The sequence below is a fragment of the Hymenobacter lapidarius genome (genome assembly GCF_001816145.1).
GTDB lineage: Bacteria > Bacteroidota > Bacteroidia > Cytophagales > Hymenobacteraceae > Hymenobacter > Hymenobacter lapidarius.
Map to the genome: position 1 here is coordinate 54274 of NZ_MDZB01000091.1, position 17502 is coordinate 71775.

Genomic DNA, 17502 nt, shown 5'->3' on the forward strand with positions numbered 1-17502 from the left:
TTATAAAAAAATCACTTACCTCATGCTCAACTGCTCCTCATCTTTTAATCTCCGTGCCGGCTATCGCAAACTTGTATTGTCGGGTGGGTTTCTTTTGTTGCTGAGCTCGCTGAGTGGCCAAGCCCAGACAACAAGCCGGGTTAAGCAAACCTTTACCACAGACCCACCGGCGGAAACTGAGCTTCCTTTCACTGCCACCGTTTTGGTGGGTGGTGTTGGCCAAACCGGATATTTTGACCCGATAACCGGCGAACCAGGACTTGGCGCCTACGGAGCCTTTGATGGCAACAACAACAGTACCGCTAATACCGTCCAGTTAGATTTTCTGGAAAGAACTTTTGCGACTGGCTCAGGTTCCGCCACGTCCCCCAATAAGCTTACTTTTTCTTTAGCAAGCCTAGGAGCCCCTAACGGTGGAAAGGGATTTGAAGCAAATTCCAAGATCGAAGTGTATCTCGACATTAATAGAGCTGGGTTTCCTGCCACTCCTCAACTCAAAATTACAGGCCCTGCCGACAGGGGCCCCATCTATGGTTTTGGCATGGGCACGACCCAAACGTCAGACTCCGGCACCCCGACTTCAGTAGTACTCGTTGGCGGCACCAATTCTACGGGTCCTTCAACGATTATCATAACGCTTCCTTCTTCTGCTACTGCGGGCACTCAGGTGGCTGTCCGTATTGTTATTGCAGCAGCCAACAAAGCCGAGCTTCTGATTGATGATGTTACGTTGAGTTCCGGCAATAACTCACCCCTGCCCGTCTCTCTCACTCGCTTTGCAGCCACCGCCCAAGCCAATGGCATCGGCTTGAACTGGGCCACCGCTTCCGAAAAGAACAACGACCGGTTTGAGGTGCAGCGCAGCTCTACCGGTGAGGCATTCCTGACTATTGGCACCGTGAAGGGCCAGGGCAACAGCAGCAGCCTGCGCGAGTACGCCTTCGTGGACAGCCGGCCGTTTGCCGGCCAGTCCTACTACCGCCTACGGCAGGTAGACACCGACGGCACGGTTTCTTATTCGCCTGTAGCCGTAGTGGCTGCTCGGTCCAGCCAGGATGCCTTGGCTTATCCAAACCCCAGCACAGGCACTATGAAACTGCCCGCATCGGCAGGTATTATTCATTACCGCATTTTCAATGCACTGGGCCAAACGTTGCTTAATGGCCAAGCTGCTGGCAACGAGACTATTGACTTGACGAAGGTTCCCAAGGGCCCATTCTTCCTGGAAATGTCCGGTGCCGCCGGCCGCACTACCCAGCGCCTGGTGCGCGAGTAGCAGTTAGCCAAACGCTTTAGAAGCCCGGCGCCCTCCCAAGGATGCCGGGCTTTTTTGTGCTTCCCTCCTGCCCAGGAGCGCGACCCGTACGAGGGAGAAATGTGGTTTTGCAGCCACCCCGGGATTTTCACGTTCTTTGACCCTACGGTTTTCTTTACTTTTGCTTCCAATCATTTCATGAAAAGACTTGCCCTCGCCGGCCTTGTGGCCGCGGCACTCACCACGGCCTGCAATCAGACCAAAACCACCGAAACGGCCACCACCGACGCGGCGGGTACTGGCACCGCGGCCGACTCCACCAGCGGCCTCAACGGCCTGTTTGGCAGCTTTTGGGAAACGCAGTCGCGGCTCGACCCGCTGGCCGCCACCGCCCAGGGCGACAACCGCTACAACAACCGCCTGCCCAACGACCAGACCCGCGCTTTCCGCGACACGCTGCGCACGTTTTACGGCGATTACCTGGCCCGGCTGGACAAGTTTGACCGGGCGCAGCTGGGCGACAACGACAAAATCAGCTACGACATCTTTAAGTATGAGATGGAGCAGCGCCTGGCCGGCCTCAAGCTCAATACCTGGATGATTCCGACCCAGCAATTCTGGGGCCTGCCCATCACCATGGGCCAGTACGGCTCGGGCGAGGGCGTGCAGCCCTTCAAAACGGTGCAGGACTACGACAACTGGCTGGGCCGCGTGCGCGGCTTCTCGGTGTGGACCGACTCGGCCATTGCCAACTTCCGGCAGGGCATGCGGGCCGGCGTGGTGCTGCCCCGCGCCCTGGTAGTGAAAATGCTGCCCCAGATGCGCGGCAAAGACATTGCCGTAAGTGACCCCACCAAGAGCCTGTTTTACGGCCCCATCACGCGCTTTCCCAAAGACTTTTCGGATGCCGATAAAATCCGGCTGACCGAGGCCTACAAGAAGGCCATCAGCACGGGGCTGGTGCCGGCTTATAAGAAGATGGGCGACTTTCTGGAGCGGGAGTACCTGCCCAAGGCCCGCGCCACCAGCGGCATCACGGGCGTGCCCGGCGGCGCCGAAATGTACCGCTACTACGTGGGCTACTGGACCACCACCACCAAGCAGCCCGCCGAAATCTACCAGACCGGCCTGGCCGAAGTGGCCGAATTCGGGGCGAGATGGAGCGCGTGAAAAACGAAACCGGCTTCAAAGGAGACCTGAAGGCGTTTTTCACTTACCTGAAAACCGACAAAAAATTCATGCCCTACAAGTCGGCGAAGGAAGTACTGGATGCTTTTCGCAACATCCAGACGACCATTGACCCGAACTTGAAAAAGATGTTCGGCCGCACGCCCAAAACGCCGTTTGAGATTCGGCAGACGGAGGCTTTCCGCGCCGCCTCAGCCTCGGCCGAGTACAACCAGGGCTCGCCGGACGGCTCGCGGCCCGGCGTTTTCTACATTCCGATTGTGGACGCCAGCACCTTCAACACCACCTCGGGCATGGAGTCGCTGTTTCTGCACGAGGCCATTCCCGGGCACCACTACCAGATTTCGCTGCAGCAGGAAAACAACGACCTGCCCAAGTTCCGGCGCTTTGCCTGGTACGGCGCCATGGGCGAGGGCTGGGCGCTCTACTCCGAGAGCCTGGGCAAGGAGCTGGGCCTCTACACCGACCCCTACCAGTACATGGGCGCGCTGGGCGATGAGATGCACCGCGCCGTGCGCCTGGTGGTGGACACCGGCCTGCACTTCCGCAACATGAGCCGCGAAGAAGCCATCAAGTACATGATGGACAACGAGGCCATTTCGGAAGACGGCGCCGTGGCCGAGATTGAGCGCTACATGGCCATTCCCGGCCAGGCCCTGAGCTACAAAACCGGCGCCCTGAAAATCCAGGAGCTGCGGGCCAAGTACGAGAAGCAATTGGGCAGCAAATTCTCGCTGAGCAACTTCCACGACGAACTGCTGAAAGACGGCGTGATGCCGCTGGCCGTGCTCGAAAAGAAGATGGACGCCTGGGCCGCCAAGCAATAGCTTTGGCTTACTGAACAGAAAACCCGCACTGTGTTACTACGGTGCGGGTTTTGGTTTTAAAATACCTCTATCATTTACCTATTCAAAACCGCGAGTTGGCGTAGCTTGCTGCCCCATAGCAGCTTCGTTCTGGCGACGACCTCACCCCCTGACCCCCTCTCCCAAAAAGAGGGGCACCGAAAATGCTCTTGGCGATTTAAGTTAAAGAATCATCCTCACGAACCGGTTCCCCCTCTTTTTGGGAGAGGGGGTCAGGGGGTGAGGTTGACGCCTGAACGCTGCCCAAATCCCCCTTCCAGCTCCCATGAAAACAACATTCTCCCTCCTCCTCGCGGCCCTGTCGCTGCCGGCAGGCTTGGCCGTAGCGCAGACCCAACCCACCAAAAAGACAACTCCACCAAAAACCGCCGCGACTTCCGCCACGGCATCGGCTCCGCTGGCGGCCTTGTTTGATGAATATTGGGAAAACCGGGGCAGGCTATTTCCCCTGGGAGCCACCAGCCAGGGCGACAACCGCTACAACGACCAGCTGCCCAACGACCAGACCCGCGCATTCCGGCAGCAGCAGCAGCGCTTTTACCAGCAATACCTCAGCTCGTTACAGAAATTCGACCGGGCGCGGCTTTCGGCCGGGGACCAGGTGAGCTATGACATTTTTGAGTACGAGATGCAGAGCCGGCTCAACGGCTTGCAGCAGAACACCTGGATGATGCCGTTTGCGCAGTTCTACAGCCTTCCCAACACCCTCGGGCAACTGGGTGCGGGCACGGGCGCCCAGCCGTTCAAAACGGTGCAGGACTACGACAACTGGCTGGCCCGCGTGGGCCAGTTCCCGGTGTGGGCCGATTCGGCCATTGCCAACTTCCGGCAGGGCATGCAGGCCGCTGTGGTGCTACCCCGCGTGCTGGTACTGAAAACGGTGCCGCAGCTGCAAGCCCAAATCACGGCGGATGCTACCCAGAGCCTGTTCTACGGCCCCATCACGCGGATGCCCGCCAGTTTTTCGGAGGCCGATAAAACCCGGCTGACCGAGGCGTACCAGCAGGCCATTGCCACGCAGCTGGTGCCCACCTACCGCAAGCTGGCCGACTTCCTGCAAACCGAATACCTGCCCCAGGCCCGCACCAGCACCGGCCTTGACGCCGTGCCCGGCGGCGCCGACATGTACCGCTACAACGTGCGCCTGATGACCACCACCGACCGCACCCCGGAGGCCATCTACCAGACCGGCCTGAGCGAGGTAAAGCGCATTCGGGCCGAGATGGAGGCCGTAAAAAACCAGGTGGGTTTTGAGGGCGACTTACCCGCCTTTTTCACGTTTCTGAACTCCGACCCGCGATTCACCCCCTACCGGACGCCGGAGGACGTGCTGACTGCCTTCCGGATGATTCAGGCCAAGATTACGCCCAACCTGCCCAAGCTGTTCGGGCGCACGCCCAAGTCGCAGTTCGAAATCCGGCAGACGGAGGCTTTCCGCGCCGCCACGGCCTCGGCCGAGTACAACCGCGGCACGCCGGACGGCTCGCGGCCGGGCGTTTTCTACGTGCCCATTCTCGATGCCACCAAGTTCAACACCACTTCGGGCATGGAGTCGCTGTTTGCGCACGAAGCCATTCCCGGGCACCACTACCAGTTGTCTCTGCAGCAGGAAAACACCAGCTTGCCCAAGTTCCGGCGCTTTGCCTCCTACCCGGCCTTTGGCGAGGGCTGGGCGCTGTATTGTGAGAGCCTGGGCCCCGAGCTGGGGCTGTACCACGACCCGTACCAGAAAATTGGCGCCCTGGGCGACGAAATCCACCGCGCCATCCGGCTGGTGGTGGACGTAGGAATGCACGCCAAAAACATGAGCCGCGAGGAAGCCATCCAGTACATGATGGCCAACGAGCCCATCTCGGAGCAGGGCGCCACCGCCGAGGTTGAGCGCTACATGGCCATTCCCGGCCAGGCCCTGGCCTACAAAACCGGCGCCCTGAAGCTACGCGAGCTGCGCACCCGCTACGAAAAGCAGCTCGGCGCCAAGTTCAGTCTGCGCGCTTTCCACGACGAGGTGCTGGCCGGGGGCTCCATGCCGCTGGCCGTGCTGGAACGCAAGCTGGATGCCTGGGCCGCCCGGCAGCTCGCCAGATAGCAACCACCGTTGGCGGGTTTCCTGTGCTAAAAAGAGGGCCGCGAGTCGCAGTTGCGCGGCTCAAGGCCCTCTTTTTTAGTACCACCCTTTTGCCGCTATCCCACCACCCGCACTTCGTGCGGCACGGTGTAGCCCTGCAGGGCAGCGTGCACCGCTTGCGCCACATCCAGCCCGTTTTTGCTTGAAGCAACGACGTCCGCAATCAGCCCGCGCTTGGCATCGTCGCGCACGGTGATGCTTTGCACCGTGAGGCCGGATACGGTGGCCAGCCGCGCGCCGAATACCCGGCTGATTTCCTGCTTATGCAGCGCGGGCTTGAAGATTTTACCGATGGCGGTTAGGGGCAGCTCGTCGGCCAGGTACACGCGCTTGGGCACGGCGGCGCGCTCGGGGATGTTGGCCGCCGCGAAGGCCAGCAGCTCGGCTTCGGTGAGGGCGGCGTGGCCGGGGGCGCGGGTGGCGTAGGCCACGGGCAGCTCGCCGGCGTCGGGGTCGGGGCTGCCGATGGCGGCGGCCAGGGCCACGCCGGGGTGCAGCTGCAGGGCTTCCTCGATGACCTTGGGGTCGATGTTGTGGCCGCCACGGATGATGAGCTCCTTCTGCCGGCCCGTGATGTAGAAGTAGCCGCGGGCGTCGCGCCGGCCCAGGTCGCCGGTGTTGTAGAAACGGCCCGCGCCGTCGCCGTTGTCCACCCAGATGTTCTGGTTGTGCTCGGGCTGCAGGTGGCCGTGGAACACGTTTTCGCCGCGCACCACGAGGGTGCCGCTTTCTTCGTCGGCGGCTTCGCGCTGGTACTGGCCGGTTTGGGGGTCGAGGACCATCACGCGCACGTCCTGGTACGGCAGGCGCAGGCCGATGGACCCGGCCACAAACTCGCCCGCAAACGGCGTGACAGTGACCGTGCAAGCGCACTCCGTGGTGCCGTAGCCTTCGGCAATGCGCAGGCCGGTGCGCCGCTCAAATTCCTGAATCAGCCCCATGGCCAGCGGCGCCGCGCCGCAAATGGCGTACTTCAGCGAGCTCAGGTCGCGCCCCGCAATGGGCACTTCCAGCAGGCGGCTGAACACCGTGGGCACGCCGCTGAACAGCCCGATGCGGTAGTGCTCGACCAGCTCCCAGAAATTGGCCACGATGCCCGGCCCGCGGTAGCCCTGGGGGCTGCCCAGCAGTAGCGTGTGCCCCATCGACCACGGCGCGCAGATGGTGACCACCACGCCGTTGATATGGAACATGGGCAGGCCGCAGAAAAACACCAGCGGCCCGGTTTCGACGGGGCTGCCCATCAGTAATTCCGTGTCGCTGGTGATGACCGTGAGGTTGCGGTGGCTGAGCGCGGCCACTTTGGGCGTGCCCGTAGTGCCGCCGGTGTGGAAGTAGCAGGCGGCATCGTCGGGCGCGATGGTGCGGCCCGTTGCCAGCCGGTTGGCCGGGGCGGGCTTGAGTAAGTCGTAGAAATCCACCACCCGCAGGCCGGGCAGCGCGGGGCGGCGCTGGCCCAACCGCAACGCGCTTACCAGCAGGCGCTGGGGTGCGGGCAGGTAGGGCAGCAAGTCCACCGTCACCACCGTTTCGAGGGTGGGCACCAGGGCGGCCACGGCTTCTACTTTCTGCCAGATGTCGGTTTTGGGGAAGGCCCGCAGCGTGACCAGCACCTTGGTGCCGCAGGCGTTGAGGATGTCGGCAATCTGGGCCGGCTCCAGCAGCGGGTTCACGGCGTTGACGATGCCCGCCGCCTGACCGGCCACGAATACAAAGGCGGTTTCGGGCAGGTTGGGCAGCAGGTACGACACCACGTCGGTGGGGCCGATGCCCAGGCCGTGCAGCGCGTTGGCGGTCTGGTGCAGGCGCGCCATCAGCTCGGCGTAGGTGTAGTCGACGGATTCGGTGGGCTTTTCGCCGTTGAACACGAAGCGCAGGGCCAGCCCGGCCGGGTTGGCGGCCGCGCCGCGGGCCACCATCGTGAACGTGTCGGGGGCAATGGGACGGGCGCTGAGCGGCGTTTGCTCCAGGGTGAGAATGTCGGCGAGGGACTGGTAACCAGGCATGAGGGGAATAGGCAGTGAGGTATGGTGCAAAGTACGGGCCTGCCAAGGCGGGCGGAAAGCATACGAAAACACTCGTCCGGCCGGGCTTCTGCGGTGCTGCTTCTTTTCCCTATCTTGAACGCACAATTCCCTATTTCCTAATGACTACACAAGCAAGCACTCACTTCAAGCTGCGTGGCCTTATCGGTGTCGCGCTCATTTTCATGGGCATCGGATTGGCTTTGGCCTTTAAAAAACCCAGCGACTGGCCCGCCGAAGTGAAAACACTGGCCCTGGCTCTTGCCTACTGCGCGGGCATTGGGGGCGCGGCGCTGTTCAGCAGCTTTACGCACCAGCTTGAATTCAAGCAAATGAAGCCAGCCCTTATTGGCGCGACGACCCTCTTGGCTACGATGCTACTTTTGAATCTCTAAGCCCCTGGCTTTGCACCCTGAACCAGCAGAAACCAAGGCCGCGTTTCCTTCCTCCGTGCCCTTCATCATCGGCAACGAGGTGGCCGAGCGGTTCAGCTACTACGGCATGCGGGCCATTCTGCCCACGTTTCTGGTGGCGCAGTTTTTCAACCCCGGCCACAACGCGGCCCTGACCGCCGTGGCCGAAGCGCGGGCCAACGACTTCGTGCATTCCTTCGCGGCGCTGGGCTACGCCCTGCCGGTGGTGGGCGCCCTGCTGGCCGACTGGGTGGTGGGCAAATACCGCGTCATCCTCTACCTCTCGCTGCTCTACTGCGTGGGCCACGCGCTGCTGGCCGCCTTCGCTGATGATTTGAACGGCTTTCGGCTGGGGCTGCTGGTGGTGGCCGTGGGCATGGGCGGCATCAAGTCGAGCGTCACGGCCAACCTCGGCGACCAGTTCGACCGCCACAATGCCCACTTGCTGCCCAAGGCCTACGGCTGGTTTCAGCTGGCCATTGACGTGGGCGCGGCGCTGTCCACGGCCTTTATTCCGGAGCTTTACGCGCGCTACGGGGCGGCCGTGGCCTTCGGCGTGCCCGGCCTGCTGATGGGTGCGGCTACCCTCACCTTCTGGCTGGGGCGCAAGCGCTACGTGCGGGTGCCGCCCACGGGGCTCGCCCAAGGCCTCCGCCAGACCCTGGGCCCGGGCGAAGGGCGGGCGGCGCTGCGGCGCGTGGGCGTGGTGTTTCTTTTTATTCCCGTGGTGTGGGCCCTCTACGACCAAAGCGTGTCGGAATGGGTGCTGCAGGCCGCCCACCTCGACCGCGAGCTGTGGCCCGGCTTCACCCCGCTGCCCGAGCAGATTCAGATTCTGGGCATTGTGTTCGGCATCGGCCTCAACCCGCTGCTCACCTACCGCATCTACCCCGCGCTGGAGCGGCGCGGCTTGCGCGTCACGCCGCTGCGTCGCATCGGCACGGGCATGGTTATTATAGCGCTGGCGCTGGCCATTGTGGCCGGCATTCAGCACCGCCTGGATGCCGGCGGGCTGCCTTCGGTATGGTGGCAGGTGCTGGCCTACTTTGTGGTGGCGGGCGGCACGCTAATGGTGGCCGTCACGGGCCTGGAATACGCTTACACGCACTCCCCTCCGGCCATCAAAAGCCTCACCACGGCGCTGTGGCTGCTCACCATTGCGGCCGGCAATTTCTTTTTAAGCATCATGAATGCCAGCATTGCCGAGGGCGGCTTTTTCGCCCGGTTTCAGGGCGCGAACTACTACTGGTTTTTTGTGGGCCTGATGGCCGTAAATGTGGCGCTCTTCGCCGTGGTGGCCTCCCGCCTGCGTGAGAAAACCTTCATCGGCGCGGAGGCCGTCGAACCGCTTCCAACCTAAACATGGCGTAGCGACGCATATTTGCGTCTCCCGGCGCCGCGGCTGACGCCAAACCCGGCATATCGTTCCACTACGAGACGCGAATATCCGTCTCCATACCGTGCTACACATGAAAAAACTACTTTACCAACCGGCGGTTTGGCTGCTGGCGGGCCTCAGCCTGGCAGCGCCGCTGGCGGCCTCGGCTCAAAAAAAACCAGCCGCGCCCGTCCGCAAAACCACCACTGCCGGCGATGCCTTGTCGGCCATCAAGGAGAGCGACATCAAGCGCGACCTGTTTGCGCTGGGCGGCGACCATTTCCGGGGCCGCGAGGGCGGCACGCTGGATGAGCTAAAGGCCTCCGTGTGGCTGGCCGAGCAGATTCGCGCCATTGGCCTGCAGCCAGCCGGCGACGACGGCACCTACTTCCAGTGGTTCCACCTGCAGCGCACGCGCCTCACCAAGGCCAGCAAAATGAGCATCGGCACGCACCAGCTGCGGCCCAACCAGGACGCCCTGGTTTTTGCGCCCACCAACTTCTCTGCTAATGCGCCGCTGGTGTACGTGGGCACCGGCACTGCGCCCGAGCTGGCCAAAGTGGATGTGAAAGGCAAGGCCGTGGCGCTGCTGTTTTCGGGCAACCCGGCGGCCGACATGAGCTTCCGGCGCTACCTCACGCAGGTGATGCGCGACAAATCGGCTGAGCTGATGAAGGCCGGTGCCGTGGCCGTGGTGTTTGTGTCCGATTCGCGGGCGCAGGCCGTGTACGAGCACTGGGGCCATATTTACGAGCGCGGCCGCTACGGCCTGCCCGGCGACCCCAACACCAAAGTAGTGGACACGGCGCCCATCATGCTGCTGCCCCAAAGCGCCAAGGACTGGGTGCAGCAAGCCGGCCAGCAGCTTACGGTGGACTTAAAGGTGGAAAGCTTCCTGTACCCGTCGGTGAACATTGTGGCCAAAATGCCTGGCACCGACGCCCAGCTCAAGAAAGAGCACGTGCTCTTCAGCACCCACCAGGACCACGACGGCGTGCGCGCCCCCGTGGCCGGCGACTCCATCTACAACGGCGCCGACGACAACGCCACCGGCTGCGCGGCCCTGCTGGCCATTATGCGCGCCTTTAAGCAGCAGCCGGCCCGGCGCTCGGCCCTGTTTGTGTACCACGGCGCCGAGGAGCGCGGCCTGCTGGGCTCGCGCTACTACTCCGACAAGCCCACCGTGCCCAAAGAGTCCATCGTGGCCGTGCTCAACGCCGAAATGATGGGCCGCAACGACCCCGACAGCGCCGCGCTGCTGGGCTCAATTGCTCCGCATCGCAACTCCTCCGACCTGGTAAACATGGCCTTGGCCGCTAACCAGGCCGGCCCCAAGTTCAAGCTGGACACCGAGTGGGACAAAGCCACCCACCCCGAGGGCTGGTACTTCCGCTCCGACCACCTGCCCTACGCCCGCCTGGGCATTCCGGCCGTGATGTACACCTCCGTGCTGCACGCCGACTACCATACCCCGCGCGACGAGCCCGACCGCATCGACTACCCCAAGCTCATGCGCATGACCAACTGGATGTATCTCACCGGCTGGTCCGTGGCCAACCGCACCGCTGCGCCGACCCGCGAGCCCGGCTTCAAGCTGGAACGGTAAGATTCGCAGTTATCAGTGAACAGTTATCAGTGAACAATTACAGCCAAACCCGCTTCCTCGTCCATAAATAACTATTCACTGACAACTACTCACTGATAACTGACCTTCCCATGCGCCACCTCACCGCCGCCGACATCAAGAATTTCGAGCGGATATACCGCCTCAACCTCGTCAACGGCCTGCCAGGCTTCAAGCCGGCTAACCTGGTGGGCACGGCCGCGCCCGATGGCGCCACCAATCTGGCCGTGTTCAGCTCGGCCCTGCACCTGGGCTCCGACCCCGCCCTGTTGGGCATTGTGACGCGGCCCACCACCGTGCCCCGCCACACCTACCAAAACCTGAAAAGCAGCGGCTGCTACACCCTAAACCACGTGCCCATGGCCCTGGCTACGCAGGCCCACTATACCTCGGCCGACTTCGGCCCGGAAATCTCGGAGTTTGAAGAATGCGGCTTTACGGCCGTGTACCGCGACGATTTTCCCGCTCCCTACGTGGCCGAAAGCGCCCTGAGCATTGGCCTGCGGCTGCGCGAGGAGCTGGCCATTCACAATGGCACGGTGCTGCTGGTGGGCACCGTGGAGCACGTGTACCTGCGCGAAGAAGGCCTCCGCGACGACGGCACGCTGGACCTGGCCGCCCTGGGCACCGCCTGCATCTCGGGCCTGGATGGCTACCACGAAGTGCTGCCGCCCGTGCGCTTCGGCTACGCCCGGCCGGGCCAGCCGCCGGTGGCCCAGTAGCACGGCATGCACAACGAGAAAAACCCGCTCCAGCATTTGGAACGGGTTTTTTTATCAAAACAACCCGTAGCGGCTACGGGTACTGCGACTCGATTCGGCGGCTGTTTTGGTCGGAATAGCGGAGGTCGGCGTAGGGCGCGCCGGTCGGTACCTGGTCGGCGAAGGTGGCGGGGCGGCGGTACTGCCGGTCGTGACCGGCTGGGCCGGCTTCGGCGGGGCTGTCGCGGTACCAGGCCCGGTAGGCGTTGTCGGCACCCGGTTTTTGCCGTTTGCCTTTTCGTGGGTTGTTACGGCCGTTTTTCTTTTTTTTGTTGCCGCTGGCCGCCAGGGCCACCACGCCAATCGTAAGGCCGATTGCGGCCAGCCCGACCAGCCAGGGTTTCATCAGCGGCGAGGGCCAGCCACTGGCGGCGGTAGTTGCGGGCGTAGCACCCTGGGTAGCATCGGTGGAAAGCATGAGTTGGGGAGTTGAATGAGAAAGTGAGTAGATACGGCCGCAGCCACACCCGAGGCCATCCTGTTTCTCTCACCGCTGAGCTTACCCCGGCTCAATTGCCGAGCTTACCCCAAACGCAAAAAGCCCGCTACTGAATCAGTAGCGGGCTTTTCATCACAAGAAAAATTATTTGGGCTGCTTCTCGTCGTTTTTGTTGCCCACGCCGAGCGTGGACTTATCGGCCTCGGCCATAGTGCCGCTGGGGGCCTGGGGCGAGGTGGCGCTTTTGCCGGCCGGAGCCGAGTTCAATTGCTCCTGCACGGTGCCGTTTTTGATGGCAACGGCCGAGCCCACGCCTCCGGCGGGCTCCACACGCTGCTTGCGGTTGATGCTGTCCAGGTCGACATCGTAAGAATGCCAGCCGGGAGCACGCGTGAAGGAAGTGGAGTTTTGGGGGTTTTTGCCGGGGCTCCAGCTATAATCGCAGGATGAAAGCGTGCCGGCCAGGGCGGTGCCCAGCAGCAAGGCCAGGGCAGAACGGGAAATGAGCTTCATTGAAACGGGGCTTGAATTGGTGACGTAAAGTACGTTGATTTTGGGCGGACGGGTGCAATGCCCACCACAAAGGCTGCCTGCAATGGCTCGTGCGGGGCTACATTAGGGCTTCCGTCCCACCGCGCCGCGCCGCTCACCTTCTGCTCATGACCGAATCTGAACTCAACCAACCGTCCCGCTTTCGCCGGGTGCTGGGCGCCGTGGGCCGGGCGGCGCTGCTGCCCGTGCGGGGAGCGGGCTACATCGTGCGGTCGGGCAAGGCGCACCAGCATTTTTTTCTGCCAGTGCTAAATGGGGCCCTTGGCGACCAACTGGCGGCCCGCTACGACCCGCGCGCCATTCGCATGAGCTTCCGGCGGGGTGGGCAGGACGTGGCCCTGGCTGATTTGCAGCTGCACGAGCCCCACCAAAAAACCGTGGTATTTGTGCACGGCCTCATGGGCGACGAGCTGATTTGGCAAAGCGGGTTTCAGGACGAGCCCGGCAGCCGGCGCTACGGCCCCCGCCTGGCCGAAGAATGCCGCCTCCGCGCGCTCTACATCCGCTTCAATTCCGGCCTGCACCTGTCCGAAAACGGGCGCGAGCTCAGCCGCCTGCTCACCGAGCTGGTCCTCACCTACCCCGACGCCGTGGGCGAGCTGGTGCTGGTGGGCCACAGCATGGGCGGCCTCATCATCCGCTCGGCGGGGCACTATGGGAGTCAATTAATAATGAAGAATGAAGAATTAAGTCCAAACCCAGAGCCGGAAGCAACAAATGAAGACAGTCAATTCTTACTTACCAATTCTCAATCACTAATTACCAAAGCACCCTGGCTGGCGCACCTGCGCTCGGTTTTTCTGCTGGGCACGCCCAACGACGGTTCCTGGCTGGAGCAAAACTCCCATTTCACGGCGCGCCTGCTGGAGCGCATCAACCTGTTTCCCACCCGCTTTCTGAGCAAGGCCTTGAACAAGCGCAGCAACGGCATCAAGGACATGCGCTACTCCATACTGGTGGACGAGGACTGGCAGGATGCCCACGCCGACGACCTGACGCCCCCGCGCACGCCGGTGCCGCCGCTGCCGGGCGTGCAGTACCACATTCTGATGGGGGCCTGGCTGCGCACCACGCGGCCGTCGGCCCTGCGCGAGTACTTCGGCGATGGGCTGGTGGGCCAGGGCAGCGCCCGCGGCCACACCACGTTTGGCAACGAGGCCGACCTACCGGCGGGTGCCAGCGTGCGCACCGCCGTCTTTAGCCAGCAGCACCACGGCGGCCTGCTCACCCACCCGGAAGTGTTCCAGTACCTCAAGCAGTGGACCTAGGCCAAACCGCCCCTACCGGCCCTGGCCGCACAACGGCGGCTGCCCGGCAACAGGCGCAGCCCCCTTGCTGGCGTAGCACCGGGCCACTCCAGGAACTACCCGCAGCAGCACCCCTGCTTTCGCAGAACGGAGGCAGTTGCACAGCATTCGATTCCTGAAACCGGTGAGTTAGCAAACGCAGCTGTTTAGTAGGTTCGGGGGTTTCGTGTCTGTCAGCCTGAGGTTGCGAAGGACCTTATCCAGATTGCTCATTTTGGCCTGATTATAAGCCGCGCAGGCCTAACAAGGTCCTTCGCAAGCTCAGGCTGACAGGCGTTTTTTGACTTCCCAAACAGCTTTAATTACAGCCAGTCCGACCATTTTTATTAATTCAGCAAGGCCCTTCACTGACTCACCCGCTGCTTCGCGTATTCATATCCGCACTTCCTCATCACCCAGAAATACAGGCAGCCGCCAAACCTACCCATGCCCGGCGGGTTAGCAAACCAACTCGCCTTGTCACGCTTCCACTTTTTTCTGCCTCGCCATGCCCGATTCTGCTGCCGACATCATCCTGTTTGATGGGGTGTGCAACCTCTGCAATGGCTTTGTGCAGTTTATCATTCGGCAGGACCCAGCGGGCCGCTTCCGCTTCGCGGCCCTGCAAAGTCCGGCGGCGCACGCCCTGCTAGCTGCCCAGGGCCTGGCGACCGCCGCGCTGCCCGCCCCCGACCCCGATTCGGTGCTGCTGCTCAGTGGCGGGCGGCTGTACTCCCACTCCACGGCCGTGCTGCGCATTGCCCACGGCCTGGGCGGCGGCTGGCGGCTGGCGGCCGTGGGCTGGGTGCTGCCCCTCCCCTGGCGCGATGCCCTGTACCGCTTCGTGGCACGCCACCGCTACCAGTGGTTTGGCCGGCAGGCAAGCTGCATGCTGCCATCACCGGCACTCCGCAGCCGGTTTTTATAAAAATCAACCCGCGTGATGCGCAACGGGAGCCAGCCGCGCCGCTCGGTGGTGGAATAAGACCAGGCCTGCCTCAACGGACCAGGCCTGGCCGGAGGCCTTATTTCTTCCTGGCTGCGGCGCGGAGCTGCTGCCGGCACTCGGCTTCGTACACGCGCAGGCCCAGGTCGCGCAGAAAGGGGAAGCCGATGGGGTCGTACTCATACTTGTCGTCGTTCAATATGCCGTCGGCGTTCACGTAAATCACCGCGCTGAGCAAGAATTCAATGCCTTTGGCTTTATCAACGATGTAGGCGTTGTCGATGAGAAAACCGTAAGCCTGCCCTATTTTATTGAACACGCGCACGCCCGGCGGCAACGGCGTGGTACCCCCACCGCCCAGCAAAAACTTGACATAGGTATCGGGGTAATGCGCGGCATCGTAGCGCGGAGCGAGGCTTTCGCGCGGCGCCTGCGACAGCGCTTGGCGCAGCAGGGCGTAGTCGTCGGGCGCGAGGCGCAGGCGCTGGGCGGGCGGCACGCTCTCGGGAAAAAGCACGGCTTGCAGCAGGTGCTGCAGGTCGGGCAACGAAAAGGCATTTTTCTGGCCGAAGTCCAGGGGCCCGGCCACTACCTGCGGGCCCTGCACGTGGCTTTTCCCGATGCCTTCGCCGCGCAGCCGCAGCCGGGGCCACGGACCCGCGTAAAAGCCGGCCGGCTGCCGGTACAAAAGCTGCGTGGCGGCCGTGTCGGCGTAGAAGGTCACGGGGTTGGTGTGGCGGCTGCCGGGTTCCTGGTCGCCCACCGAGAGGCGGTGCAGCAGGCGGCTGTGGCGCAGACCCAGCCGGGCCAGGCCGGCGTTCAACTCGGCAGGGCCCACGAATTCATATAGCCGGTTGTAGGCGTCATTATCGCTCACCAGCAAGGCTTTGCACACGTAATTAGCCAGCGTGGGCCGGCCGCTGGCGCTGCTGCTGTCGCGGCGCACCCGCGTTTGGCCGGCAAAGGCCGAGTCCGTCAGCATCACCGACTTGAAGCTCAGACCGGGGGTTTGGGTGGCCAGGGCCCGCAGCTTTTCTAGGGCCAGGGCCGCGGCGGCCAGTTTCACGGCGCTGGCTGGATAGAAGTACTCGCGCGGCCGCAAGCGGTAGCCGTACTGGCGAAAATGCGGCGTGCCGGCCGCGTCGCGCCTGATTTGGGTATAGAGAATCTGGAGGCGGTAGCGGCCGGGGTGGGCCAGTACGCGTTGGAGGCCCACCGTGTCGTGCCGCAGCACCCGGCGCAGGGGGCTGCCGAACGGCTGGGCCTGGGCGAGCGAAGCACTGGCCAGCCAGCCCATCAGACCTATAATTAGAAGTACCGCTTTCCCCATCAGAAATGGATTTGTTTGGCCCGGCGCAGTACCGCGTCGTCGATGGTAGCGCCCAGGCCCGGGCCGGCCGGCAGCTCAACCACGCCCCCGGCGCGGTAGCGAATGCCGCCCACCACGGGGTCTTCGGTGAACATGAGCGGCGTGTCGAAATCGCAGTGCCGGATGGCGTCGCTGGTGAGGGCTAGGTGGGCGGCGGCCGTCATGCCCAGCCGCGATTCGAGGAAGCCGCCCACCTGCAGGGTGAGGCCGGCCGCTTCGCCCAAGCGGGCAATTTTCAGGGCCCGATGGAAGCCCGACGACTTGCCCAGCTTGATGTTGAGCAGTTGGCAGGCCTGCAGCTGGATGAGCCGCGCGGCGTCGTGCTCGTCGCCGCAGCTTTCGTCGGCCATGATGGGAATGGGCGAGGCCGCCGACACCCGGCTCAGTTCCATGAAGTGCTGGCGCAGGATGGGTTCTTCGCAGTGCTCGATGTTGAATTCGGCCAGGGCCCGCAGCACGGCAATGGCGTTGTCGGCCGTTTGCCAGCCCTGGTTGGCGTCGATGCGCAGCGGGTGCTCGGGCCCAATGCCCGCCCGAATGGCCCGGATGCGCGCCACGTCGTCTTCCAGCGTCCCGCCCAGCTTCACCTTGATGGCCGGGAAGCCTTCCTGCTGAAAGCGCACGGCATCGGCCTGCATCTTGGCGGGCGCGCCCAGGCTCACGGTCATGTCGGTAGTCAGCACTTTTCGATTATTTCCGCCCAGAAACTCGTAAATGGGTAGGCCGGCGTACTGGGCCGCTACGTCGTGCAGGGCAATATCGAAGGCGCTTTTGATGCTGCTGTTGCCGTAGATGATGCGGTCCATCGCGGCCAGGGCGCCGGCCAGGTCCAGGGCATCGCGGCCTTTCAGCACCGGGGCGAAGTACTGGCCTACCACAAAGCAGGTATCCACGCTCTCGCCGTTGATGGCGAGGAAGGGGCTGCACTCGCCGAATCCCACGTGCCCGTCCCTGGTGCGAATGACGACCACCACGTTTTGCACCGCCGTGAGTGGCCCCAGGGAGATTACAAACGGCTCGCGCAGCGGCACGAGCAGCTGGTAGATGCTGATGGCTTGGATGGTGGTGCCGGGCATGAGGGGAAGGAAAGGGTGCGCACAAATGACGGGGAAGCGCAGCACTTCGGCAATACAAGGCCGGCTTGGGAAAGGCGCGTATCAGAGCAGCGCGGCAACTAGGACGTGTGAACAATTAAAGCCACATCAGGATGGCTCCTAGCGTGACCATTGCCAGAAAGGTACTGGCGTTCTTCTCGTAACGCGAGGCGAGGGCC

At 63.1% G+C, this 17502-nt stretch carries 13 protein-coding genes and 1 pseudogene; 9 read left to right on the plus strand and 5 right to left on the minus strand.

The annotated features are described in order from the left end of the window. Window positions 1–22: 22 nt before the first annotated feature. The 3 genes and pseudogenes from BEN47_RS20160 to BEN47_RS06490 all read left to right on the plus strand — a co-directional run bounded on the left by BEN47_RS20160 (window position 23) and on the right by BEN47_RS06490 (window position 5398). Window positions 23–1276 (plus strand): T9SS type A sorting domain-containing protein, encoded by a 1254-nt coding sequence (locus BEN47_RS20160; protein ID WP_083322179.1) that lies wholly within the window; start codon window positions 23–25, stop codon window positions 1274–1276. Between the two features lie 177 nt (window positions 1277–1453). Continuing rightward, window positions 1454–3270, plus strand: a pseudogene (locus tag BEN47_RS06485) (DUF885 domain-containing protein). Window positions 3271–3574: 304 nt separating this feature from the next. Continuing rightward, complete coding sequence (locus BEN47_RS06490; RefSeq protein ID WP_070726440.1) at window positions 3575–5398, plus strand: DUF885 domain-containing protein; 1824 nt, start codon at window positions 3575–3577, stop codon at window positions 5396–5398. 95 nt (window positions 5399–5493) lie between these two features. Here BEN47_RS06490 and BEN47_RS06495 read toward each other — a convergent pair whose 3' ends face one another. After that, window positions 5494–7443 (minus strand): acyl-CoA synthetase, encoded by a 1950-nt coding sequence (locus BEN47_RS06495; RefSeq protein ID WP_070726443.1) that lies wholly within the window; start codon window positions 7441–7443, stop codon window positions 5494–5496. A 140-nt stretch (window positions 7444–7583) separates the two neighbouring features. Between BEN47_RS06495 and BEN47_RS06500 the strand changes: the two genes are divergently transcribed. The 4 genes from BEN47_RS06500 (at window position 7584) to BEN47_RS06515 (ending at window position 11598) form a co-directional block, all read left to right on the plus strand. Continuing rightward, window positions 7584–7856, plus strand: coding sequence for a hypothetical protein (locus BEN47_RS06500; RefSeq protein WP_070726448.1), 273 nt, complete (start codon window positions 7584–7586; stop codon window positions 7854–7856). Window positions 7857–7866: 10 nt separating this feature from the next. Beyond that, window positions 7867–9234: a POT family MFS transporter gene (locus BEN47_RS06505; protein ID WP_070726452.1), complete on the plus strand. Its 1368-nt coding sequence runs from the start codon at window positions 7867–7869 to the stop codon at window positions 9232–9234. A gap of 109 nt (window positions 9235–9343) precedes the next feature. After that, window positions 9344–10858: a M28 family peptidase gene (locus BEN47_RS06510; RefSeq protein ID WP_070726453.1), complete on the plus strand. Its 1515-nt coding sequence runs from the start codon at window positions 9344–9346 to the stop codon at window positions 10856–10858. Between the two features lie 110 nt (window positions 10859–10968). Further along, window positions 10969–11598 (plus strand): flavin reductase family protein, encoded by a 630-nt coding sequence (locus BEN47_RS06515; protein ID WP_070726455.1) that lies wholly within the window; start codon window positions 10969–10971, stop codon window positions 11596–11598. 73 nt (window positions 11599–11671) lie between these two features. On the opposite strand, the gene BEN47_RS06520 is transcribed toward BEN47_RS06515, so the two are convergent. Both BEN47_RS06520 and BEN47_RS06525 read right to left on the minus strand, forming a co-directional pair. After that, a complete protein-coding gene (locus BEN47_RS06520; RefSeq protein WP_070726457.1) occupies window positions 11672–12055 on the minus strand; it encodes a hypothetical protein in 384 nt (127 codons plus the stop codon). A 165-nt stretch (window positions 12056–12220) separates the two neighbouring features. After that, on the minus strand, window positions 12221–12589 hold the full coding sequence (locus tag BEN47_RS06525; protein ID WP_070726458.1) for a hypothetical protein: 369 nt from the start codon (window positions 12587–12589) through the stop codon (window positions 12221–12223). Between the two features lie 146 nt (window positions 12590–12735). On the opposite strand from BEN47_RS06525, the gene BEN47_RS06530 reads away from it, so the two are divergent. Then, window positions 12736–13896 carry an esterase/lipase family protein gene (locus tag BEN47_RS06530; protein ID WP_070726459.1) on the plus strand — a complete coding sequence of 387 codons (1161 nt, stop codon included), beginning with the start codon at window positions 12736–12738 and terminating at the stop codon, window positions 13894–13896. Between the two features lie 526 nt (window positions 13897–14422). Beyond that, window positions 14423–14842 (plus strand): thiol-disulfide oxidoreductase DCC family protein, encoded by a 420-nt coding sequence (locus BEN47_RS06535; RefSeq protein WP_070726462.1) that lies wholly within the window; start codon window positions 14423–14425, stop codon window positions 14840–14842. A 97-nt stretch (window positions 14843–14939) separates the two neighbouring features. Here the strand turns inward: BEN47_RS06535 and BEN47_RS06540 are convergent, their stop codons facing one another. Continuing rightward, the gene (locus tag BEN47_RS06540; protein ID WP_083322180.1) at window positions 14940–16157 is read right to left on the minus strand and encodes a serine hydrolase; all 1218 of its coding nucleotides are present in this window, start codon (window positions 16155–16157) and stop codon (window positions 14940–14942) included. 32 nt (window positions 16158–16189) lie between these two features. After that, complete coding sequence (locus tag BEN47_RS06545; RefSeq protein ID WP_070726464.1) at window positions 16190–17305, minus strand: mandelate racemase/muconate lactonizing enzyme family protein; 1116 nt, start codon at window positions 17303–17305, stop codon at window positions 16190–16192. Window positions 17306–17502 lie beyond the last annotated feature (197 nt).